The following is a 20499-nucleotide window of genomic DNA, read 5'->3' on the forward strand; positions in this document are numbered from 1 at the left end:
AACAGTCTCGCAGTCGCGGTTTTCTCGTTTTTTTGGGCCGAAGTCGGAGCGGAGCAGCCGCGCTCAGAAGCGGTTGCGCAGCCACGCCGAGAAGCGGGCGACCAGTCCGGGCGAGTCGTCGGCTTCGGCTGCATCGTCACTCGCCGTTGTGGTGTCTCCGGTCGGTTCGGTCTCAGTCTGCGCGTCGGCAGTAGCAGCCGCCGGACCACCGAGTTGCCCAGCCAGTGGGCCATCGGTCGAGCCGTCGTCGGCCCCTGCCTCGGTCTCGTCCACGTCCGGCAGGTCGATGTCGCCGATGTCGAGGTCCACGTCGCCGATGTCCGTCGAGTCAGTGGATACGTCGCTCGGCTCGGAATCCCGTTCCGCGACGCTCGGCTCGGAGTCTGGTTGCGTCTCCGGCGCTTCGGTGCTCGCCGCCACATCTGGCTCCGCGTCGACCGGTTCCGAGTCCGGCTGCGTCGATTGCTCGTCAGTCGGTTCCGCAGCAGCCGGTTCCATCTCCGGTTCAGCCGATGGCGCTTCGGTGACATCGGCAGCTTCCGTCGCCGAGTCTGGTTCCGGCTCGTCGTCGGACTCAACCGACTGCTCGTCCGCGGCATCGGCTTCGTCATCGGCCTGCTTCGTCTGGCCGACCGACGCCGCAGCGGCCGCGAGGCGGTCGACCGCCGCAGAATTGGGCGTCTGCGACGAGTCGGCCGCAGAACTCGAATCGGTCGACTTCGACGTCGAGGAATCGACTGACCGTCCTGATTCTTCCGCCGACTTCGTGTCGTCACGCTCCTTGTTCGGGAGCGGGTCGACACCGCCGGAGACGCGCGTGGTCCGCGGGCCGCCGCCGACGAGACCGCCGCCACTGCTGCCGGTGCTGTTCGACTGGTTCTCGCTCTCGGTCGTGCCGTCCACGCCAGCCGCGTCTTCCTCGTCGGCGTTCGCGGCCGTCTCGTCGGTCGTGGCTTCGTCACCAGTGTCTGCCGCCTCGTCGTCCGCTGGGTCGGGAGACTCCGCTCTCGCATCGAAGACTTCGTCCACACTCTCGCCGACGACCCGCTTCGTGTCGGCGTCTTCGGGTTCGTCCTCGTCCAGCGGGCGGGAGGTGCGGTGGACCCGTGGGCCGGTCCCCATGGTGTCCTTGAAGGCGTCGCCCGCGGCCCCGGCGAGTTCGTTGGCCCGGTCCTCGTCGCTCGACTCGTCGGTGCCGTCTTCTTTCTCGCGGTCTGTCATCGCTTGCCTCTCTCTCACCGCGCCCCGGCAATGAAGGTTTCCAGGGAAATCGCTATCTGGGACCGGCCCCGCAGTCGTGCCATGGCACGCGAAGTCACCCACGAGGACGACGGGCCATACATCGTCACGCCGGAGGACATCGACGAGGAGAAAGGCGACGTGGCTATCTGTCGCTGCGGACTCTCCGCCGAACGGCCCTTTTGCGACGGCTCACACCGCGCGGCGGAGGACGAAGAACCGGGTGTTCGGTACAAGTACGAAAACGACAGCGGCGACGGCGACCGACGAGAGATAGAACGAATCGAATACCGCGATTAGAACAGCCCGCGAATCGCGCCGAGAATCTTCCCGACGATGCCCTTGGACTCCTGCTTCTCGGCGTCGTCGGACTGACTCGTGTCTGCTGCAGAGGTCTCAGTCGCGGTCGGCGACGACTCGCTGGCGGCGTCCACAGGCTCCGAATCGTCCGAGAACGCGACCGGCTCCTGCTCGCTCGCCGTGCTCGACGAGTCCGCAGGCGTCGGCTCCGCGTCGGCAGGCTCGGGTTCCACCGAGGCTGCATCTGCGGGTTCTGCCGCCGCCGGCTCCTCGGGAGACTGCGCCGACTCCGCGCTGCTCGGCTCGGAGTCTGGTTGCGTCTCCGGCGCGCCGGCGCTCGGTTCCGGCGCGGGTTCCGCGACGGCCGGCTCCGAGTCCTGTTGCGTCTCTGGCTCGGCTGGCGACTCGGACGCGCTGGCTGCCGGCGTCTCCGTCGGTGCTGCCGGCTCCGGTTCGCTCTCGACAGGTTCCGGCTCGGGCGTGCTCGTCTCCGTCGGTTCCGTCGGTTCCGTCGATTCCGTGGCCGCGTCAGCAGGTTCCGCGGCCGGTGCAGGGGTATCTGCCACCGCCTCGGACGCAGACGGTTCCGGGGCAGACGCTGCCGGTTCGGCCGCCTCGGGTTCGCTCTCGCCGAGCAGTTCTTCGATGGTCCGACCGGAGGACTCGATTTCGTGCCCGGTCTCACCCGCAGTGTCGGCGTTGGCGGACGCTTCGATCGTCTCGAAGATACTGTCGAGGCCAGTGACGTCCTCGTCCTCGGCTTCGGACTCGTCGTCGACCGCCGCCGCTACGTCGGCCGCGTCGTCGCTCCCGTCGAGGTCGACTTCGCTGAGGTCGGCCATCCCACCGCCGAGCCAGCCCTCTGTCGACTCGTCGACGCCGATGTCGCCACCGGAGTCGCTCGTTCCTGCGCCAGCCGGGGCGGCTTCGACGGCCGCGGCGGCGTTCGCCGCGGCGAAGTCGGCGGGCGTCTGCTCGTGGAGCAGGGGTTCGCCGAAGCACTCGATACCCTCGCCGTAGTGCGTTTCGAGCGCGTCGAGGCGGTCTTCCTCGAACAGGACGAACCGCCAGCGGTCGTCCGCCCAGCCCGACAGCATCCGGAACGTGAGCGGGACGCCGTCGAGCAGGTTTTCCTGCACTGCGGCGATGAGCGCCGGGTAGTTGTTCCGGCCGAGCGGCGTGTCGGGGTACTCGAAGGTCGTCGTCCGCTGGTTCCCGTTCGGGTCTTCGAGGGCGATTCTGAAGGGTTGGCGCGGGTCCACGCCGCTCTCGATGGGCTCGCCAGTGTCGTCGACGAAGTACATCGAGAAGTCGTACGCACCGAAGACGGTGTCGAGCTGCTGTGGGACGACCCGGTCCGGATAGTCCCGCGGCGTGTCGATACCGCGACTCGACACCGACAAGGCACGGTGCGTGCGGTCGTACAGGGTCCGCGGTGACACGTCGTCGTCGAACGTCTCACCGACCAGTGCCGCGACCGCCGCGTCGTCGGGTGGGTCTGTGACGCCATACACCTCGCAGATCTCCTCGTCGGACAGGCCGCACCGACGCAAGACAGTGATGTGGTGTGAGATGAGGTCCGCTGTCGCTGCCATACGCCATGTCACCGGTTTGGAACGCTTAGGCGTATCGGCCGTCTGGGGGAAAACGGCACCGCCGCGACCGCGTTATTTATTCCTCGTCGTCGGTCGGTTCGTCAGTGACCTCACCGGGTGCTTCGATGGGCTCCTCGTCGACCGCCCCACGCGCGACTATCGGCTCTTCATCCACGTCGCCAGAGGCCACGACTGGGGGTTCCGTGAGTGCTGGCCCGGCCGGGTCGGTGGGTGGCGCATCCAGCGCCGGACCGACCGTCGCACCCTCCAACGCGGGCTGGGACGCCGCCGGTCCGATCTCGGGAAATTGCTCCCAGTGCAGTAGCGGCGTCCCGTCGACGGTCACACGGTCACCGAATCGTGTCCGCATGCTCTCGAGTGCCACCGTGTCGAGGAGGGCGAAGCGACCCGGGCCGTGCTGGAGTCTGACGATGCAGTGGTCACGGTCGCTCAACACGGCCCGCTGGACCGCAGCGAGGAGTCGCGCCGGTTCCCGGTGAGCGAGGTCGACCGTGGTTCGTTCGCCGTCAGGTGCAATCACGTCGACGCTCGCCGACGACGCCGAATCGTCGGTCACCACGGAGCAGTCGTAGCCGGCGACCGCCATGGTCCTCTCGAACGTATCCACGAAGGCCCCCCAATCGGCAGCCACCGTGAAGACGCTCGGCGCGCGGGAAAGCAACCCGGCGAGTCGCTCGCCAACGTTCTCGGTTCGCCCGTCGAACCCGTCTGGGAGCGCGTCGTCTGGTAACTCGAACGCCCGACAGACGACCACGTATGCGTGTGTTCTGGTATCGGTTGTCATGATACTGGGACCGACGCGACACAGGAACCTAAAGCTTCACTTCGGTATAACCGACGTCGGAGAAATCGACCGTGTCAGCCCGTCAGAATCGACTTGATCTTGCTCGCGATACCGCCACTGGAGCCACCGTCATCGTCTTCTGTGTCGTCTGCATCGGCCGCGTCGTCCGTGGTGACTTCCTCGGATTCTGTGTCGTCGGTCTCCGGGCCTTCGCCGTCGTCCACAGACGCGTCTTCGGCCTCCTCGGTCGCTGCGCCGTCGAAGGTTGCGGAGAGTGGCGAACCCTTGTTCAGCGAGGGCTCGTCGTCCTCGTCCGTTTCGTCCATCTCGTCAGCCAGTGATTCGTCATCGTCGGCCAGCGCTTCGTGGTCGTCGGCCGTCTCTGTCGCGTCGTCGGTATCGGCCGTGAAAATGGATTCCGGGTCGGTGGTCTCGGTCAAGACGTCGTCGGCCGGTTCGTCGGCCGAGGGGTCCCACGGGGCCCGCCCGGATGCGTCGGTCGTGTCGCTCGCGTCGGTAGCGTCCGCCTCGCCAGCAGTCTCGTCGACAGCGTCCGCCTGGGCGTCGCCGTCGTCTTTCGTGACCCACAGGAAGCCGTCTTCTTTGGTTCGCCCGTCCAGCAACAGGTCGTCGAGCAGGTCGTCGTCGGCTGCGATGGCCTCGTCGACCTCGTCCATGGGCTCGACCGCTTCGTCTGCACTGGCGATGATCTCTTCCGGTGACTGGTCCGACAGTTCGTCGTAGGTTTCGTCTTCGGCTGCCTCGTCCGTGTCGTGTTCCGCACTGAGTTGTTGGAACAACTCGCCCGCGGTCACGTCTTCGATTTCGTCGTCCGTTGGCGATTCGGAGTCCGACTCGTCCGTCGTCGGTTCGTGCTCGCTCGTCTCCTCGGAATCGGGGTCGGTAAAGAGTTCGTCGATGTCGAGTTCGTCGGCCGCGTCGCCACCGAACGTTGCTGAACTTGTGTCCGGCTTACTGTCGGTCATCGAGGGTTTCCTTCGTAACATCGTACCACACACGGTTAAATTTTTGCTATCTTTCGTCCCAAATTGTGTAGGTGCAACAGGTTCCAACAGAGACACCTGAGATTTTTTAATCGAGCCACGAATCGTTGGGTCGTGAACTTCGGTATCCTCTCGACGGCGAACATCGGCTTGACGGAACTCATTCCAGCGATCCGTGCGTCCGAGCACGAAGTGGTTGGGATCGCTTCTCGGGACGGAGACCGGGCCGACCAGGTCGCACAGGCGTTCGACATCCCGCAGGCGTACGGCTCCTACGAGACGATGCTCTCTGAGGCACCTATCGACGCGGTGTACATCCCGTTGCCGAACTCACTGCACGCCGAGTGGACCCGGCGTGCGGCCGACGAGGGACTGCACGTCCTCTGTGAGAAGCCGCTGGCCGTCGACGCAGCCGAGGCGCGCGAACTCGACGACTACTGTGAGGAACGCGGCGTGACGCTGATGGAGGCGTTCATGTATCGCTACCACCCCCGAACCGAACGCGCGATTCAGGTCGTCGAGGAGGAACTCGACACGGTTCGTGGCGCGTCCGCCACGTTCCAGTTCTCGCTGCGAGACCGACCGGACGACATCCGGCTCGACCCCGACCTCGCTGGGGGGAGTCTGATGGACGTGGGCTGTTACGCCGTGAGTTCGATTCGGACGCTGCTCGGCGAGCCACGTCGGGTTACCGCACGGGCACTCGACACGCGAGACTGTGGCGTGGACACGCATTTGGCCGGGACGCTCGAATACCGAGACGCGACGGCACAGCTATCCTGCAGTTTCGACACGCAGACGGTCCAGCGCTATCGCGTCGACGCCGAGAACGGGTGGCTAGAGGTCCGAGACGCGTTCAATCCATCCGAGCCCGAGTCGGCGACGCTCGAATACTCGGTCGACGGGCGGACGGTCACGGAATCGTTCGAGGACATCGACCAGTACCGACTGCAAGTCGACCACTTCGCCGAGTGCGTCGAACAGGGGACCGAACCGCGAACGGGCGCAGACGAAGCGGTCGCCAACATGCGCGTCATCGACGCGCTGAAACGGAGTGCCGACAGCGGCGAGACGGTCCGGCTGGACTGAGTACAAGACGCTCCGACCCCGAGTGAGCGACGATGACTGGATTCGACGGGGCCATCCTCGACGTGGACGGGACGGTCCTCCGCGGCGCAGACCCGATTCCCGGCGCAGCCGAGGCAATCACGAAACTGCGTGACCGCGGCTGTGCCGTCGTCTTCGTCACGAACAATCCGACCGTCGGCCCGGCTGTCGTCGCCGAGCGTCTTCGTGCGGCAGGCATCGACGCCGACCCGAGAGAAGTACTCACGTCGGGTGGCGTGACTGCGGATTTTCTCGCGGACGACAGACCCGACGACGACCTGTTCGTCGTCGGCGAAGTCGGCCTGCGCGAGCAACTCTCCGCCCGCGACCTCTCGCTCACGGACGACTACGCGGCGGCCGACACGCTGGTCGCCTCTATCGACCGCGAGTTCACCTACGACCGACTGAAGACTGCACTGTGGTCGCTCGCCGACGAGTCGGTCGGCTTCGTCGGCACCGACCCCGACCGGGTGATTCCGACAGCAGACGGACTAGTCCCTGGCTCCGGGGCCATCATCAACGCGGTCGCTGACGTGGCCGGCCGCGAGCCAGAGGCCGTGCTCGGGAAACCACACGAGGTGACTCGTGCGGCCGCGCTCGACCGCCTCGGCGTCGATTCGGCGCAGTGCGTGGTCGTCGGCGACCGACTCGATACGGACGTGGCACTCGCCACCGGGACCGATATGACGACCGTGCTGACGCTCACGGGTGTCTCCGACCGGACGACCGTCGAAGCGAGCGAATTCGTCCCGGACCACGTCGTCAGCTCACTGGCCGATGTGCCAGCCCTGTGGTGACGATACGTCACAGCAGACTTACAGAAACGCGTTTCTGCGCACCTTTACCGGCCGAGCGTCCCTGTGTCGAACCATGTCCCAGTACTCCGAACCAGGACGGCCGTCGCGGACCACGGCGAGGTGGCAGCGATGAGCCTCCCGACCAGCATCCTTCGAAGGGTCGGCCTCCTCACGTGGGACGGCCCGTCGGTGTCCGAGCGCGAGACACGGACACTGTCTGTCGACGACGGCGACGCACTCCGCATCGAGAACCGACTCGGGGCCGTCTCGGTCGTCGGCGAAGACCGTGCCGACGTACTCCTCGACAGCGAAATCCGCGCGGACAGCGAGGAACTCCTCGCACAGACGGCCGTCGAGGCGACACGACACGGAGACGGGATTCGAGTCGCCACGAGCCGTCCCGGGTGGGTACAACTCGGCGACGTTCGCGTCGACCTCGAACTACGAGTTCCCGCCGAACTTCGTGTCGATTCGGTCGAGACGTCGTCCGGTGACCTCGATGTTCACGGGACCGCTGGCGACCCGACGGTCTCGGCCAGTAGCGGCGACGTGACGGTGACCGACGTGGCCGGGGCTGTTCGCGCCACGGCGAGCAGTGGTGCCGTGACGATTCGCGCTGTCGACGCGGTCTCGCGAGCGACGGCGAGTAGCGGTGACATCCACGTCGACGTGGACGGAGTCGTCGAAAAAGTACAGACGAACTCCGGAGCCATCACCGTCGAAGCCGAACGGGTCGCCCGGGCCGAGGCGTCGTCGGGGACTGTCCGACTCCGCGTCGACGCGGTGGACGCAGACACCGTCGTCTCGACGAGCAGTGGGTCGGTCGACCTGCACGCAGCAGCGCCGGTTCGAGCGACGACCCGGGTCGACACGTCGAGTGGAGACGTTCAGATCGACGGTCTCGGCCCGAGCGACGGGCAGTTCACGAGCGGAACCGGTGTCGTCACGGTCCCCGGCGACGTGGCAGCAACGCTCTCCATCGAGACATCTTCGGGCGACGTGACCGTCCATTGCGGGTAATCGCTTTTGTCTCCTGAGCGAGTAGTCTAGTAGGAGTTCTCATGACCGGCATCGAATACGACGACTTTCTGGACTTGGACTACGCCCCGACTGACACCGACCTCCTGTGCGAGTTCACCATCGCCCCCGCCGAAGGGATGTCGTGGGAGGCCGCCGCCTCCCGTGTCGCCAGCGAATCATCGAACGGGACGTGGGCCGCCCTCCACGTCGAAGCGTCCGAACTGACCGACCTCTCTGCGGTCGCCTACGACATCGACGAATCGACCGGGACCGTCATGGTCGCCTATCCCGCGGACCTGTTCGAGATGGGGTCGATGCCCCAGATTCTCTCCTGCATCGCGGGCAACATCATGGGGATGAAGGCGGTCGACAGCATCCGACTGGCCGACTGTGAGTGGCCCCGACAACTCGTCGAGGGCTTTCACGGGCCGCAGTTCGGTTCTGCGGTCATGACCGAGAAACTCGACGCCGACGACCGACCGGTGCTGGTGACGGTTCCGAAGCCGAAAGTCGGCCTCTCGACCGACGCCCACGTCGACATCGCCGAGCAGGCGTGGCGCGGCGGCGTCGACCTCCTCAAAGACGACGAGAACCTCACCGACCAGCCGTTCAACCCGTTCGAAGAACGTGTCGAACGCTCGCTGGCGAAAGCCCGCGAACTCACCGAGGAGACCGGCGAGACGAAGGACTACCTCGTGAACATCACGGCCGAGACGGACGAGATGATTCGTCGGGCCGAGTTCGTCGCCGAACAGGGCGGGGGCTTCGTCATGGTCGACGTGGTCACCGCTGGCTGGGCGTCGGTGCAGACTGTCCGTGAACACTGTGAAGACCTCGGTCTCGCCATCCACGCCCACCGCGCGATGCACGCGGCGTTCGACCGGATGGAGCACCACGGCGTCTCGATGCGCGTCATCGCGCAGGTCTCGCGACTCTGTGGCGTCGACCACATCCACACCGGCACCGCCGGTCTCGGGAAACTGGCGAACGAGGACACGCCGGGCATCAACGCGTGGCTCAAGTCCGACCTGTACGGGATGAACGACGTGGTGCCCTGTGCCTCCGGCGGCTTGCACCCGGGCGTCGTCGACGCGCTTCTCGACGCGCTCGGCCCCGAGATACTGATTCAAGCCGGCGGCGGCATCCACGGCCACCCCGGCGGGACCGAAGCCGGTTCCCGCGCGCTCAGGCAGGCCGTCGAAGCCAGCCAGCAGGGCGTCTCGCTGGCGGAGTACGCGGCTGACGGGCACGACGAGCTACAGACTGCACTCGACAAGTGGGGCAGCGAGACGCCGCGATAAGAGAGAACGAAAAAGCAGGAAACAGGGAACTCAGTTGGTCCGGCGAACCGCCAGCAGACCCACGGCGACCGCAGCGAGTCCAGCGAGGACGCCGAAACCAGGTGAGCCGCCTTCGTCGGCCGTCGGCGTCCGCGTCACGACGGGCGAACCGTCGGCGTCGTCGGGGTTGGTCGCCGGCTCGGTCGCGGTCCTCGTCGGCTCGGTCCAGCCGAGTCCGCGAGCGATCTCCATGGCCGTGCTCTCGTTCTCGTCCGAGAGTGCGAACCGCCGTGTCTCCGTGAACTCGCCGGAGTTGATGTAGTTGGCGAGGCCCTGTCCCATCGACGCACTGGAGACGGGTTTACCGTCCACGAAGGTCACGAGACAGTAGCCGTCCTCGTTCAGCGTCTGATTGTCAGCGCTCACTGGGCACGCGCCGACGCCCTCGTCGAGGAAGTCCGTCTCGGTGAGCGTCTTCGTCATGTTCGCGGCACCCGATTCGGTGAGTTGTATCTGTACCTGCCAGTTCCCGGACTGGGATTGCTGGGGCGGGGAAACCTCCTGCACGTCGCTCGGTGCGATGACGACGCGTTCTTCCATCCTGCCATCGTCGGCCGGGTAGCGCGCGAGAACCGTCACGTTCGCGTCTTCCTGTGTCTCGGTCACTGCCGCCGCCGGCATCGCACTCGCGGCGAGTACGACGACAGTGAGGAGAGCCAGCGCGACGACGACGAACCCGTCGGTACGGTCGTTGTGGGGTGCCATAGCCCAGGCTTTGCGAGCAGCGTACTAATTGCTGTGGATGCGCCCTGAAGCGGACGGATTTTCCGTTTCGTGTCGGGAAAATAGCGCGATTTATCGTGTTCGGTGAAACTGTCGAATCGAACCCACACGTCGACCACCTCGACCGGTTCAACCGACCACTTTCACTTTCACTCTCCGCTTGGCTCGCCTACTTGTGTACGTGGGTCCTTTCACGCGTACGCGATGACCGAAACACACCACATCGCCAGCAGCGTTCAGCACCGACTCGACGACCCAACCATCACGCTCGACACGCCACTGTCGGCGGTCTCGGGTGTCGGAAACCACGCCGTCTGCGAGTTCGCCACCGCTCGGGAAGACGGCCAGTCCCTCCCGGGGTTGTTCGGCGAGACGGCCATCGAGACCGTCGGCGACTTGCTCCGGTCGCGAGTCGGCCTCGATACGCCCGCCGTCGACGGCCGGTGGCGGCGCGCCGCCGCACTCGACCTGCTCGAAGCACCGGTCGAACCAGCCGCCCTCGGTCTCCCCGACGACGAACACCTGCCGCTGGTCAGGTTCACCACCGCGCTCGGGTCGAGTTACGCCCTCGACGGCGGCCAGACCGACTGTAGCCCCGAGGCAATCACCGAGTGGGACTTCCGCGCTCGCGAGGGCCACTGGGTCTGGCGGACAGACGCTGACGCAGTCGACTCCACGCTCTCTGGGTACGAGTCGGTCGAGTCAGTTTTCGACGTACTACGGGCCGACGGCGACTGGACGGTCATCCTTTCGACCGCGCCAACGACCACGGCGCTCCAGCGAGACCCTGACCGCTATCGGCAGGTCGGCGTCACGCCGTACGCAGTCGCGGTCGCATCGTCGCTGTTCGGCGTCAACTACACCACTCGGCCGGACCTCGTCCGGTTCCGTACCGGGGCACACGCGGACACGAGCGTCCGCCTCGGCGAGAACGAACTCGCGCCGTCGGTCGTCTTCCACTCGCCCGACGGTCGCTTCGGCTTCTGTTGCGGGCACACGTCGACGGGCGATAGCTGGCTCTCGGGGGTACTCGAATCGGGCAAAGAAGAGTCACCGGCCTGAGGACGAGAGTCGAGAGACGGGCGACGAACTCAGTCGTCCGCCGGTTGCGCGTCCACGAGCGTCGCCGGGTCGACTGACGCGTACCGGACGATTGCGTCGACGTGTTCCAGCGCGAATCGGTCGCCAGACGTGATGCCGCGCTCGTCCTCGTCTCGCAGGTAGTTCTGGACGAATCGCTCGGCGACGAGTGCGGTTCTCGCGTCGTCGTTCTCCTCGATTTCTGTCTGGGCCTCCGCGAGCAACAGCGACCCGGTGAACACCTCGAAGATGTAGTCGGCGAGTTTCTTGGCCTGCAACTGCGCGTACTCCGAGTCTTCGGTGGCGAGCGAAGCGAGGGCGTTTCCGAGGCCCGCGTACTCCGCTTGAACAGTAGATTTCGCGTCGGCCAGTGCCGGGTGCGTGGCCTCGTCGAGGTTTTCTTGAATCGCGGCCAGCAGCGGTTCGTGGGCCTGCTCACGTTCCAGTGCCCGGAGCACGTCGAGTGCGAGGATGTTCGAAGTACCCTCCCAGATGGGCAGCACCTGCGCGTCGCGCAGCAGTCGATGGGTCACGAAGTCGTTCACGTAGCCGTTCCCACCGTGTATCTCCATGGCGTAGGAGGCCGTGTCGACGGCCATTCTGGCGGTTCGGGACTTCGCGATGGGGACGAGCACGCGCATGAGTCGGAACGCGTCCTCGTCGTCGGTTCGCTCGCGTTCGCTCAGGACGCGCCCGGCCTCGAAGACGTACGCCGTCGCGGCCTCGTGGTCGACCGCCATGTCCACGAGGTCGCGCTTCATCAGCGGATACTCCTGAATCGGTGAGCCGAACGCTTCGCGGTTGGCGGCTTCGACCTTCGATTCGAGGAGACAGCGCGCGACGATGGCGATGGAGGCCGTCGCGTTCGACAGTCGTTCGAGGTTGAGCATGTCGGTCATGTACCGAAAGCCCATGCCCTCTTCGCCGACGAGGTAGCCGGTCGCCCCGTCGAGTTCGACTTCTCCCGTAGGAACAGAGATAGTGCCGAGTTTGTCCTTCAGCCGCCGGTACAGTTGCGAGTTCAGTTCGCCGTCGACCGTGTGCGGGACGAGAAAGAGCGAGAGACCCTTTGTGCCCTCGGCGGCGTCGGGCGTCCGGGCGAGGACGAGCGTGCCTTCGGCGTCGATGTTCGAACAGAACCACTTCTCGCCGGTCAGTCGGTACTCGTTGCCCGCGACGTGTTCAGCGCGGGTCTCGTTCGCACCCACGTCGCTACCACCCTGTTTTTCGGTGAGGAACATCGCGCCCTCGACGTTGGCGTCGCCGTCGCGGGTCACGAGTTTCTCGTAGTAGTCTTCGAGGACCGGGTCACTGTCGGCGTACTTGTCGAGGACGAGCGCCACCCCGGCGGTCATCGACACCGGACAGGTGAAGCCCGGGTCGGCGTAGGAGAGCAGGTACTCCATGGCGAGGTGGTGTGTGAGCGGCATCGGTTCGTCGCGGCCCGGTGGGGCCTCGAACGAGTCGGAGACGATGCCCGCGCCGTAGGCTAGTCGCTCGTTTTCGAACTGTGCCGGGTGGTACTCCACGTAGTTCTGGACCTCGCCACGGGCATCGTAGGTGTGCAGTTCCGGCCCGTGATCGTCGACCAGGTCCGCGTTGTCGGCGATGGTCCGGCCGACGACTGCCCCGAAGTCGGCGAGTTGCTCGGCGGCCCACGAGTGTTCGTCGTCGGCCAACACTCGGGCCACCTCTCGCTGGAAGGTCCGGTCGAGTTCGTAATAGTTGACGTGTCGGCCGGCCTCGAACCGGCCGTAGTCGATGGGGTCCATACGGGACCCACGGCTGCATCGGACGAAAAACCATGCTAAAAATAAACTGATATGAACTCAGGGCGACTGGACGAGCAGCCCGACCGTGACGACGGTGACGAACACCCCGAGCGTGAGCAGCCCCCAGTTCCAGAACCGGTTGTCGGCCGTCGTCAGCCGAAGCGAGAAATTTTTGGACGAGAGCGGCCAGAACGGCTCGATTCCCATCGGCGTAATCACGTCACCGGCGAGGTGGCCGACGATCGCGAACGCACCCATCGCGAAGCCGAAGGTACCGAGCGTCTGCGGGTCGAGGCCGAGTTGCGGTGCGCCGTAGAAGCCTGCCGCGCCGACGACTGCACCGACGAACGCGGCGAAGACGAACGAGTGAGTCGGGCCGCGGTGCGGGATGAACGGGACGCGGAGGTCGTAGTCGGGCAGTGGTGTCAGGCCGAGCACCACCGCACCGCCGACGAGCGCGAACACGGTCGCGTCGGCCAGCACGAGGGCCGCACCGACCGGTGCGTAGAGGAGCAACGAGACGCCGTAGTGGCCGGTTCGATACACGCTCGGGGGTTAGCACGGGGGCCTCTCGAACGTTTCGACGGCGGCTGAACTTAAGCTATCAGGGGAGAGATGGTGACCATGCTCGCTGAACTCACCGAGTTTCTGGCGCAGTTCGCCCTGTGGGAGCGGACGGTGCTGGTACTCGGTATCTCGATTCTCGCGGCGGTGGTACTGGAGGTGGGTGTCCTCAGACTGGCTCGGCGGTTCGTCGCGAAGACGGAGAGCGTCTTCGACAATATCGTCGTCGAGGAGTTACGGTGGCCACTGGTCGTCTCTGCCGCACTCGGCGGCGTCTGGTTGCTCACGGCGACACCAGAAGGGGTCGGTGCCGGGACGACCGTGGCGTATCAGGCCGAACTGGAACAGTTCTTCGGGCAGCCATCGCTGGCCGTCATCGTCCTCGTCTGGGCGCGAGCGCTCAACAACATCGTCAACCGAACCGTCGACGAGATAAAGGACCACGGCGGCCGCTACGACTTCGCGCCCGTGTTCTCGAACGTCTGGACGCTCGTCGTCATGGTCGCCGCGGCCGGTGCCATCCTCGCCATCTTCGAAATCGACATCACGCCGCTGCTCGGCGCGGCCGGTATCGCCGGCATCGCCATCGGTTTCGCCGCGAAAGACACCGTGGCGAACTTCTTCGGCGGCCTCGCGCTCTACTTCGACGACACGTACAAAATCGGCGACTACATCGTCCTCGACACCGGCGACGCCGGGACGGTCGTTCGGGTCGGTATTCGCTCGACGACGCTGCTCACCCGCGACGAGGTGATGGTGACGGTTCCGAACTCCGTGCTCAACTCGGCGCGCATCATCAACGAGTCCGCGCCACAGCGCCGAAAGCGCATCCGTCTGCCCATCGGCGTGGCCTACGGGACCGACCTCGAAACCTTCGAAGAGGTGGCGATTCGGGTGATGGAAGCGCAGAAACTCACGCTCGACTCGCCGAAACCACGCTGTCGCTTCCGGCGCTTCGGCGACTCGTCGCTGGAGTACGAACTGCTCTGCTGGGTGAACAATCCGAACCGCGAACAGCGTGCTCGCCACTTCATCAACAAGGAACTGTACACGGAACTGACCGCGGCGGGCGTCGAAATCCCGTTCCCGAAGCGGGACGTAACGCTCACCTTCGGCGACGGCGAATCAGACTGGCCGGGCGACGGTATCTCCGCCGAGACGATGTTCAGACCAGAAGTCTCTCGGGAAGAGCCCGTCGACTGAGTGCAGTATTTTCTCCCGGACTGAGAGGGCGAGGACAGGTAAACCGAAGTACTGGTAGGCCGTCAGAAACGGTATGCTCTCGCTCGTCGGCGACCTCTACGACACCTTCGGGCCGTTTCTCATCCCTGCAACACTGTTCGCTATCGGGGTCGCCTTCTACGCGATAATGGTTTATCTGAATCAGGTTCGACTCTGAGTCGGTGCGGGTCGACGCTATTCTTCGACGACGACCGCCCCGTCCATGCCGAGTCCCTCGTGCGGTGTACAGACGTACTCGTACGTTCCGGGGACGGTGAACTCGTACTCGTAGGTGTGCCCGTCGTCGAACGTCTTCGATTGGTCGCCGGTCCCCCTCCAGTTCGCTGCGTCTGGCTGTTCCCGGACCACGACGTTGTGCGTGTTCGACCGCCAGTCGAAGGTGACCGTCGTGCCCACAGAGACGGTCAGTTCGGTCGGAGTGAACACGTACTCGCCGTCTGGTCCGACCAACACGGTGTTCTCCGGCACCTCCCGCTCTGTCGACTCGCTACCACCAGCGCCCAGACAACCCGCGACCGCGACCGGCAGCGCCAGCGCGCCAGCACGGAGCAGGCGTCGTCTCGTTGTCATCGGTCGAACTTACCGTCGAACGTCGAAAAAGACTCTCATCGTTCTCGATTCGTGGGAACTCCCCCGAAAACCTAGACTCGACACGGCGAATCTTGATACTACACCCCCGAGAAGCACCGACCATGACACAGAGTCGCGCCCGGCCGTTCCGCTTCGACGCTGAGGTCGACCCCGGTGAGAAGCGCCATTTCCGGTACGAAATCGGCGAGACCTATCTCGGGGACGCCGTCGAGATTCCCGTCACCATCATCAACGGCGAGCACGACGGACCGCGGGTGTTCTGTTCGGCGGCCATCCACGGCGACGAACTCAACGGTGTGAAAGTGATTCAGGAGGTCGTCGACCAGTACGACCCGGCCGACCTGCACGGAACGCTGGTCTGTCTGCACGTCCTCAACGTACCCGGCTACCTCGCCCAGCAGCGCTACATCCCCATCTACGACCAGGACCTGAACCGGTCGTTCCCAGGTAAGGCCCAGTCGAACACGGCCGAACGGATGGCTAACGCAATCTACCGGACGTTCGTCAGCCAGTGCGACTGCGGCGTCGACTTCCACACCTCGACGCGCAACCGGACGACGATGTACCACGTTCGGGCGGACATGAGTAACCCGGACGTGGGGCGACTGGCCCGTGCCTTCGGCGCGAACGTCATCCTCTCCGGCGAGTCCGACGACGGAATGCTCCGGACAGTGGCGACGAACGAGGGCATTCCGACCATCACCATCGAGATGGGCAAAGCCCATCGCTTCCAGCACGCGCTCATCGACCGGGCCATCGAGGGCGTCGAGAGCGTCCTCGCCGAGTACGGCGTCCTTCCCCACAAACCGGTCGTCTGGCCGGGCTGGCGCAAGGTCATCGACTCGACGCAGGAAAAGACGTGGCTCCGGGCCGACACCGGCGGCCTCGTCGACATGGAGTGGGGGCCCTACCCGCTGGTCCACGAAGGTGAGACCATCTGCACGGTGTCGGACCACTTCAAAACGGAAGAGCGCGTCGTGACCGCGCCCTTCACCGGCCTCATCGTCGGGGTCCTGGAGAACCCGCTCGCCCAGCCGGGCCACCCGCTCTGTCACCTCGTCCGCATCGACGAGGACACTCGCGTCGAGATAGAGGCCGAAATCGCGAACGGGAACGGGACCGGCTATCGGGCCGACGGGCTGCGGTGGGCAGACCTCGGCGAAGCAGAGTAGCGAAACGTCGTCGACTGCTCACTGCGTGATAGATTTCTCGACGCTGGGACCGAGGTCCTCTTCCGACTGCGCGATGTGTGGCTGCCACTCGGCACCGGCCAGCAGGCGAACGTCGAACCGTTCGACGACGTCCATGTCGACCGTACTCGTGAGTAGCTTCCGAACCTCGTCCGGGGGTGCGTTCGCCGTGAGGACAGCCCGCGAGTCGGCGGTCATGAATGCGTGTTCGACGGCAGGCACGGCCGCGAGACGGCCGAGAACACTGTCGTCGACCGAGGGACAAAAGTCGACTTCGACGAGGACCGCGACACCGTCTGCGAGCTTCGCGCTGTCGTAGTCGATGGTGAACCGACGGATGACGTCCTCCGCTCGCAGGCGGTCGATGCGATCCGACACGGTCGGGGGCGACACATCGACGAGTTCAGCGATGTCGCTGTACGTCCGACTGGCGTCTTCGAGGAGCAGTCGAAGGATGTGCAGGTCGATGTCGTCGGGTTCGCGCATGTCAGGACGTGGTCCATTCAGCAATATACACTTTTCGACATTGTTTGAAAACCGGCAGACTATAAATTAATGATTCGTTCGGATAACACGCATCGTCCGGTTGCGGTTTCGTTTGTTAGACGAACCCACCGGTAAAAGCCGGTGATACGGAACGGTATTCGATACGCGGCGCTATTGTTCAACGAGCGTTCACTTTCAGCGACCCAGCAAGTGGAACTCGGCGTTGGGGCGCATGTCCGCGAGGTGGGCCATGCGGTTCGAGAGGTTGAAGAACGAGGCGACACTCCCGATGTCCCAGATTGCGCGTTCGGAGAAGCCATGCTCGCGCAGCGTCTCGAAGTCGTCCTCGCCGATGCGTGCCGGTTCCTCGGTGAGGTCGACGGCGAAGTCGAGCATGGCGAGGTGGGCGTCGTTCAGGTCCGCGATGCGGTGGTTCGAGACGAGTTGGTCCGCGAGTAGTGGGTCGTCGGCGTAGATACGCACTAGCGCGCCGTGGGCGACGTTGCAGTAATAGCAGTCGTTCACACCCGAGACGGCGACGATGATCATCTCTATCTCCTCACGTTCTAGTTCGGTGTGTTCGACCAGCGCGTCGTAGTACGCGAAGAAGGCCCGGAAGTGCGACGGGCGGTAGGCGTACGCGAGGAAGACGTTCGGGATGAACCCCGCACGCTCTGCTTCCTCGTCGATTCGCTCGCGGAGGTCTTCGGGCAGGTCTTGCACGTCCGGAACAGGGAATCGCGTCATTGCGGGCACGTCGTCGGCCATGCGAGCACCGACGGCAGCCGAGGCTATCAATCGTGGGGACAGTCTCGCCGCCACGGCGGCGGGTTTCTGGCCAGATGTTGGACGAAGTTGGGAAGACCCTTACTTCCGGATACGGGCCACCCAGCAGTATGGCTCGACTCTCCAGACGACGATTCCTCGCCACGGGCGCGCTGGTCGCGCTCGCTGGCTGTACTGGCGGTGGCGATGGCGACGGACAGACCGACAGTCTCGCCGCCACGGACACGACTGCCACCGACGAGCAGTCCGGTGGCGGCGAAACCACCGAGATGGCGTCGACGACGGAGGAGTCCGAGACGACCACCGATTCCACGCCGACCGATGGCAGCGAGACCACGACGACAGACAGTGGAACCGAGACGACCGCTGGTGGCTCTGGCGGCGACACGGTCGTCGTCGCAGTCGGCCCCGGCGGCGACTTCGTGTTCGAGCCGAGCGACCTCGAAATCTCGGCTAGCACGTCTGTCCGTTTCGAGTGGGACTCCGCCGGCCACACCGTCTCGCCGACCAGTCAACCCGATGGCGCGGACTGGCAGGGCGTCGACGACACGAAAGACAGCGACTTCTCGCACGAGTTCACCTTCGACGTGGCTGGGACGTACGAGTACATCTGCAAACCGCACCAGAGCCTCGGCATGGCCGGCAGCGTCGTCGTCGAGTGAGGCGAGGATTCGGGGAAGCGAGACGGTTAAAGCGTCGTCCGACGATAGGTCTCTCGTGGAGAACGTTACCGACAGGGTGTCGAACCCGTTCGACCTGCGCCCTCCAGCACAGTACACCGTCTCCGACGGTGGCCCCGCGTCGGTCCCCGGCTACGGCGACGCGAACGCGGACTTTCACGTCATCGGCGACCACGCGGGCGCACACGGTGGCGACCGCACAGGTATCCCGTTCACGGGGACGCTCGGCGCGGAGCGACTACAGGGCGTCCTACACGACGTGGGCTTCCTCGACGAGGCCTATGCCGACGCGCCGGTTCCGTCGAACCTGTACCTGAACTACCTGTTCTTCCCGCGACTCGCCGACGGCCGCGAACCGACCGCCGACGACTACTGGGAACTGGAACGCTACTTCGACACGGAGTTGCGCGCCATCAACGCCCACATCCTCCTGCCGGTCGGCGAGCGCGCCATCGACCACGTCGTCCGAGAGTACACGACGCTCCGGCATCGGTTCCCGGACGACCTCGACGTTCCGGCCATGCACGCGACCGAGATTCGCGGTCGCGGGTTCATGGTCGTGCCAGTCAGCGACCCGGAGGACTGGGAAGACGAAGAGGAAGCGGCGCTCAGAGAGCGACTGACTGCGATTCTGAACTCGGACTACCGGCAGACGAAGGGCGTGGCAACGCTGGTCGGCTGAGTCGCCAAATCAGTCGAGCAGTCCTTTTACCCACGGCCGAACGAACGCCGAGAGCAGCAGGACGACGACGGTGAGCAGCGGCACGACCAGCACGAGTAGGTCCACACCCAGTGGGTCCACAGTGTCGAGCGCCAGTCCGAGCACCGGCAGTGAGACGCCGACGACGTAGAGGTACGACGGGCGGAAGTTCTTCGACTTGCGGGTGTGCTTGATGATGACCAGGAAGACGAAGGGCATCACCACGACGCCCGCGAGCAGCGGCCCGCCGACGGCGGCCGCCGCGATGGCGACCGCGAGCGAGACGCCCACGAGTTCGTTGATGCTGACCCACTTCTTCGGGCGCGAGGCTCGCCAGGCCCGGTTGACCGTGAACCCGAGTACGGGCAAGGCGACCAGCGCCGCGAGCGCACCGTACCACTGTTGGCCGGGCAAGGGCGGTTCAGCGACTAGCGCGCCAGTCCCGAAGACGAAGTCGAACGGCTGGGCGATGCCGTACCGAGAACCTGTCAGTGCCGACTGGAGGGCCGCAGTGTCTGTGCCCGCAGCCGAGAGCTCGTTGAGCAATTGGCCGAAGCCGTCGGCGTTGGCGGCCCAGTACTGGGCCAGTCCCACGACGTACAACAGCGCGGCGCCGAGCATGAGTGGCCAGCCCAATCGGAGGCCGTTCCACCAGTTGAACAGCGCGTTGTCCGTCCACGAACTCGACCCCGAGCGACTGCTCGATTCGTACGTCGAGTCTGTCGACCCCGTGGTCGAGTCGTCGGACGACCGATTTTTGGTCGTGGTCGTCGCCGTGGCGGCACCGGTCGCTCGATTGCGACTGCTGCCGGTCGACGACGAAGACGACGTGCGAGAGCCAGACGACGAGGAGCGCGAACTCCCCGACGAACTGGAAGTGCGTCCCGACGATCGTTTCGAAGACGAGCGTCCGGAAGACGACGAGCGCGAGGAAGACGAGGACGAACTGGACGACGAGCGTGACGAACGAGAACTGCTCGTGCTCGACCCGGTCGTCGTCCGCGAGCGACTCCCGGACGAGGTGGAACGACCCGACGAGTCGCTCCTCGCGTCGTTCGTCGTGTCATTCGTGTCACTCGTGTCACTCGTGTCGTCCTCAGAGTCACTGGACCCGCTGGAGCGCGACTTCCCGCGGTTCCAGATGTCGCCGGAGGGGAAGCTGATCTTGCGCTTGTAGACGAAGTCCTTGTGCCCGAGTCGGTCGTACGCGTTGCGGTCCGACGGGTCGCTCAGGACGTTGTACGCCTTCTTCAGCGCGTTGAACTGTGCCGGAGCGTCCGGGTGGTCGTTGAGGTCTGGATGATACTCCCGGACCTGGTTCCTGAACGCTTTCTTCACTTCCTCCTGCGACGCGTCCTCGTCGATGTCGAGGAGGTCGTAGAAGTCCATCTCGTCGTCGGACATGGGTGGACGATATCGTCAGTCAGCGAAAACGGGACGGGGGGTTATAGTTGCAATGGCATCGAATCGCCCGACGG

At 65.1% G+C, this 20499-nt stretch carries 23 protein-coding genes and 1 pseudogene; 12 read left to right on the top strand and 12 right to left on the bottom strand.

Annotated features, from left to right (window positions below):
- Positions 1 to 63 precede the first annotated feature (63 nt).
- Positions 64 to 1221 carry a hypothetical protein gene (locus ACSC1P_RS00515; protein ID WP_435358168.1) on the bottom strand — a complete coding sequence of 386 codons (1158 nt, stop codon included), beginning with the start codon at positions 1219 to 1221 and terminating at the stop codon, positions 64 to 66.
- An 81-nt stretch (positions 1222 to 1302) separates the two neighbouring features.
- Between ACSC1P_RS00515 and ACSC1P_RS00520 the strand changes: the two genes are divergently transcribed.
- Positions 1303 to 1539 (top strand): CDGSH iron-sulfur domain-containing protein, encoded by a 237-nt coding sequence (locus ACSC1P_RS00520; protein ID WP_435358169.1) that lies wholly within the window; start codon positions 1303 to 1305, stop codon positions 1537 to 1539.
- Here ACSC1P_RS00520 and ACSC1P_RS00525 read toward each other — a convergent pair.
- The 3 genes from ACSC1P_RS00525 to ACSC1P_RS00535 all read right to left on the bottom strand — a co-directional run bounded on the left by ACSC1P_RS00525 (position 1536) and on the right by ACSC1P_RS00535 (position 4925).
- Positions 1536 to 3134 carry a hypothetical protein gene (locus tag ACSC1P_RS00525; RefSeq protein ID WP_435358170.1) on the bottom strand — a complete coding sequence of 533 codons (1599 nt, stop codon included), beginning with the start codon at positions 3132 to 3134 and terminating at the stop codon, positions 1536 to 1538. The genes ACSC1P_RS00520 and ACSC1P_RS00525 overlap by 4 nt on opposite strands.
- A gap of 76 nt (positions 3135 to 3210) precedes the next feature.
- Entirely contained in the window at positions 3211 to 3939 is a 729-nt protein-coding gene (locus ACSC1P_RS00530; protein WP_435358171.1) for a hypothetical protein, read from the bottom strand.
- A 74-nt stretch (positions 3940 to 4013) separates the two neighbouring features.
- Positions 4014 to 4925 carry a putative sodium/potassium/calcium exchanger gene (locus ACSC1P_RS00535; RefSeq protein WP_435358172.1) on the bottom strand — a complete coding sequence of 304 codons (912 nt, stop codon included), beginning with the start codon at positions 4923 to 4925 and terminating at the stop codon, positions 4014 to 4016.
- Between the two features lie 132 nt (positions 4926 to 5057).
- Between ACSC1P_RS00535 and ACSC1P_RS00540 the strand changes: the two genes are divergently transcribed.
- The 4 genes from ACSC1P_RS00540 to rbcL all read left to right on the top strand — a co-directional run bounded on the left by ACSC1P_RS00540 (position 5058) and on the right by rbcL (position 9168).
- Positions 5058 to 6032: a Gfo/Idh/MocA family protein gene (locus ACSC1P_RS00540; RefSeq protein WP_435358173.1), complete on the top strand. Its 975-nt coding sequence runs from the start codon at positions 5058 to 5060 to the stop codon at positions 6030 to 6032.
- A gap of 32 nt (positions 6033 to 6064) precedes the next feature.
- Positions 6065 to 6847 carry an HAD-IIA family hydrolase gene (locus ACSC1P_RS00545; protein ID WP_435358174.1) on the top strand — a complete coding sequence of 261 codons (783 nt, stop codon included), beginning with the start codon at positions 6065 to 6067 and terminating at the stop codon, positions 6845 to 6847.
- Positions 6848 to 6976: 129 nt separating this feature from the next.
- The gene (locus tag ACSC1P_RS00550; RefSeq protein WP_435358175.1) at positions 6977 to 7867 is read left to right on the top strand and encodes a DUF4097 family beta strand repeat-containing protein; all 891 of its coding nucleotides are present in this window, start codon (positions 6977 to 6979) and stop codon (positions 7865 to 7867) included.
- 41 nt (positions 7868 to 7908) lie between these two features.
- Complete coding sequence (gene rbcL, locus ACSC1P_RS00555) at positions 7909 to 9168, top strand: type III ribulose-bisphosphate carboxylase (RefSeq protein ID WP_435358176.1); 1260 nt, start codon at positions 7909 to 7911, stop codon at positions 9166 to 9168.
- 30 nt (positions 9169 to 9198) lie between these two features.
- Here rbcL and ACSC1P_RS00560 read toward each other — a convergent pair whose 3' ends face one another.
- On the bottom strand, positions 9199 to 9912 hold the full coding sequence (locus ACSC1P_RS00560) for a preprotein translocase subunit SecD family protein (protein ID WP_435358177.1): 714 nt from the start codon (positions 9910 to 9912) through the stop codon (positions 9199 to 9201).
- A gap of 222 nt (positions 9913 to 10134) precedes the next feature.
- Here ACSC1P_RS00560 and ACSC1P_RS00565 point away from each other — a divergent pair, with 222 nt between their 5' ends.
- The gene (locus ACSC1P_RS00565) at positions 10135 to 10992 is read left to right on the top strand and encodes a hypothetical protein (RefSeq protein WP_435358178.1); all 858 of its coding nucleotides are present in this window, start codon (positions 10135 to 10137) and stop codon (positions 10990 to 10992) included.
- Between the two features lie 29 nt (positions 10993 to 11021).
- Here ACSC1P_RS00565 and ACSC1P_RS00570 read toward each other — a convergent pair whose 3' ends face one another.
- Positions 11022 to 12782 carry an acyl-CoA dehydrogenase family protein gene (locus ACSC1P_RS00570; RefSeq protein WP_435358179.1) on the bottom strand — a complete coding sequence of 587 codons (1761 nt, stop codon included), beginning with the start codon at positions 12780 to 12782 and terminating at the stop codon, positions 11022 to 11024.
- Positions 12783 to 12839: 57 nt separating this feature from the next.
- Complete coding sequence (locus tag ACSC1P_RS00575) at positions 12840 to 13328, bottom strand: metal-dependent hydrolase (RefSeq protein WP_435358180.1); 489 nt, start codon at positions 13326 to 13328, stop codon at positions 12840 to 12842.
- A 78-nt stretch (positions 13329 to 13406) separates the two neighbouring features.
- Here ACSC1P_RS00575 and ACSC1P_RS00580 point away from each other — a divergent pair, with 78 nt between their 5' ends.
- Positions 13407 to 14549, top strand: a complete 1143-nt coding sequence (locus ACSC1P_RS00580; RefSeq protein WP_435358181.1) for a mechanosensitive ion channel family protein — start codon at positions 13407 to 13409, stop codon at positions 14547 to 14549.
- A gap of 73 nt (positions 14550 to 14622) precedes the next feature.
- Positions 14623 to 14745: a hypothetical protein gene (locus ACSC1P_RS00585; RefSeq protein WP_435358182.1), complete on the top strand. Its 123-nt coding sequence runs from the start codon at positions 14623 to 14625 to the stop codon at positions 14743 to 14745.
- Between the two features lie 17 nt (positions 14746 to 14762).
- On the opposite strand, the gene ACSC1P_RS00590 is transcribed toward ACSC1P_RS00585, so the two are convergent.
- Entirely contained in the window at positions 14763 to 15158 is a 396-nt protein-coding gene (locus ACSC1P_RS00590; protein ID WP_435358183.1) for a plastocyanin/azurin family copper-binding protein, read from the bottom strand.
- Positions 15159 to 15280: 122 nt separating this feature from the next.
- On the opposite strand from ACSC1P_RS00590, the gene ACSC1P_RS00595 reads away from it, so the two are divergent.
- Positions 15281 to 16351, top strand: a complete 1071-nt coding sequence (locus tag ACSC1P_RS00595) for a succinylglutamate desuccinylase/aspartoacylase family protein (protein WP_435358184.1) — start codon at positions 15281 to 15283, stop codon at positions 16349 to 16351.
- Positions 16352 to 16369: 18 nt separating this feature from the next.
- Here the strand turns inward: ACSC1P_RS00595 and ACSC1P_RS00600 are convergent, their stop codons facing one another.
- Complete coding sequence (locus tag ACSC1P_RS00600; RefSeq protein WP_435358185.1) at positions 16370 to 16855, bottom strand: Lrp/AsnC family transcriptional regulator; 486 nt, start codon at positions 16853 to 16855, stop codon at positions 16370 to 16372.
- A 195-nt stretch (positions 16856 to 17050) separates the two neighbouring features.
- The gene (locus ACSC1P_RS00605) at positions 17051 to 17623 is read right to left on the bottom strand and encodes a peroxidase-related enzyme (protein ID WP_435358186.1); all 573 of its coding nucleotides are present in this window, start codon (positions 17621 to 17623) and stop codon (positions 17051 to 17053) included.
- 128 nt (positions 17624 to 17751) lie between these two features.
- On the opposite strand from ACSC1P_RS00605, the gene ACSC1P_RS00610 reads away from it, so the two are divergent.
- Together ACSC1P_RS00610 and ACSC1P_RS00615 are read left to right on the top strand one after the other, a co-directional pair.
- A complete protein-coding gene (locus ACSC1P_RS00610; RefSeq protein WP_435358187.1) occupies positions 17752 to 18303 on the top strand; it encodes a plastocyanin/azurin family copper-binding protein in 552 nt (183 codons plus the stop codon).
- Between the two features lie 55 nt (positions 18304 to 18358).
- Complete coding sequence (locus ACSC1P_RS00615) at positions 18359 to 19003, top strand: uracil-DNA glycosylase family protein (RefSeq protein ID WP_435358188.1); 645 nt, start codon at positions 18359 to 18361, stop codon at positions 19001 to 19003.
- Between the two features lie 9 nt (positions 19004 to 19012).
- On the opposite strand, the gene ACSC1P_RS00620 is transcribed toward ACSC1P_RS00615, so the two are convergent.
- On the bottom strand, positions 19013 to 19642 hold the full coding sequence (locus ACSC1P_RS00620) for a molecular chaperone DnaJ (RefSeq protein WP_435360279.1): 630 nt from the start codon (positions 19640 to 19642) through the stop codon (positions 19013 to 19015).
- On the opposite strand from ACSC1P_RS00620, the gene ACSC1P_RS00625 reads away from it, so the two are divergent.
- A complete protein-coding gene (locus ACSC1P_RS00625) occupies positions 19641 to 20198 on the top strand; it encodes a hypothetical protein (protein WP_435360280.1) in 558 nt (185 codons plus the stop codon). The genes ACSC1P_RS00620 and ACSC1P_RS00625 overlap by 2 nt on opposite strands.
- Before the next feature lie 35 nt (positions 20199 to 20233).
- Here the strand turns inward: ACSC1P_RS00625 and ACSC1P_RS00630 are convergent.
- Positions 20234 to 20425: pseudogene (locus ACSC1P_RS00630) on the bottom strand (DnaJ domain-containing protein); the annotation flags it as partial.
- Between the last annotated feature and the right edge of the window lie 74 nt (positions 20426 to 20499).

Origin of the sequence: Haloarchaeobius caseinilyticus (assembly GCF_051207395.1) — an archaeon.
In the GTDB taxonomy this organism is placed as follows: domain Archaea; phylum Halobacteriota; class Halobacteria; order Halobacteriales; family Natrialbaceae; genus Haloarchaeobius.

Coding starts and splice junctions, on each gene's coding strand:
- ACSC1P_RS00515 (WP_435358168.1), bottom strand. CDS start 1,221: ATGACAGACCGCGAGAAAGAAGACGGCACCGACGAGTCGAGCGACGAG.
- ACSC1P_RS00520 (WP_435358169.1), top strand. CDS start 1,303: ATGGCACGCGAAGTCACCCACGAGGACGACGGGCCATACATCGTCACG.
- ACSC1P_RS00525 (WP_435358170.1), bottom strand. CDS start 3,134: ATGGCAGCGACAGCGGACCTCATCTCACACCACATCACTGTCTTGCGT.
- ACSC1P_RS00530 (WP_435358171.1), bottom strand. CDS start 3,939: ATGACAACCGATACCAGAACACACGCATACGTGGTCGTCTGTCGGGCG.
- ACSC1P_RS00535 (WP_435358172.1), bottom strand. CDS start 4,925: ATGACCGACAGTAAGCCGGACACAAGTTCAGCAACGTTCGGTGGCGAC.
- ACSC1P_RS00545 (WP_435358174.1), top strand. CDS start 6,065: ATGACTGGATTCGACGGGGCCATCCTCGACGTGGACGGGACGGTCCTC.
- ACSC1P_RS00550 (WP_435358175.1), top strand. CDS start 6,977: ATGAGCCTCCCGACCAGCATCCTTCGAAGGGTCGGCCTCCTCACGTGG.
- rbcL (WP_435358176.1), top strand. CDS start 7,909: ATGACCGGCATCGAATACGACGACTTTCTGGACTTGGACTACGCCCCG.
- ACSC1P_RS00560 (WP_435358177.1), bottom strand. CDS start 9,912: ATGGCACCCCACAACGACCGTACCGACGGGTTCGTCGTCGTCGCGCTG.
- ACSC1P_RS00565 (WP_435358178.1), top strand. CDS start 10,135: ATGACCGAAACACACCACATCGCCAGCAGCGTTCAGCACCGACTCGAC.
- ACSC1P_RS00570 (WP_435358179.1), bottom strand. CDS start 12,782: ATGGACCCCATCGACTACGGCCGGTTCGAGGCCGGCCGACACGTCAAC.
- ACSC1P_RS00580 (WP_435358181.1), top strand. CDS start 13,407: ATGCTCGCTGAACTCACCGAGTTTCTGGCGCAGTTCGCCCTGTGGGAG.
- ACSC1P_RS00585 (WP_435358182.1), top strand. CDS start 14,623: ATGCTCTCGCTCGTCGGCGACCTCTACGACACCTTCGGGCCGTTTCTC.
- ACSC1P_RS00590 (WP_435358183.1), bottom strand. CDS start 15,158: ATGACAACGAGACGACGCCTGCTCCGTGCTGGCGCGCTGGCGCTGCCG.
- ACSC1P_RS00595 (WP_435358184.1), top strand. CDS start 15,281: ATGACACAGAGTCGCGCCCGGCCGTTCCGCTTCGACGCTGAGGTCGAC.
- ACSC1P_RS00600 (WP_435358185.1), bottom strand. CDS start 16,855: ATGCGCGAACCCGACGACATCGACCTGCACATCCTTCGACTGCTCCTC.
- ACSC1P_RS00605 (WP_435358186.1), bottom strand. CDS start 17,623: ATGGCCGACGACGTGCCCGCAATGACGCGATTCCCTGTTCCGGACGTG.
- ACSC1P_RS00610 (WP_435358187.1), top strand. CDS start 17,752: ATGGCTCGACTCTCCAGACGACGATTCCTCGCCACGGGCGCGCTGGTC.
- ACSC1P_RS00625 (WP_435360280.1), top strand. CDS start 19,641: ATGAGTGGCCAGCCCAATCGGAGGCCGTTCCACCAGTTGAACAGCGCG.
- ACSC1P_RS00620 (WP_435360279.1), bottom strand. CDS start 19,642: ATGCTCGGCGCCGCGCTGTTGTACGTCGTGGGACTGGCCCAGTACTGG.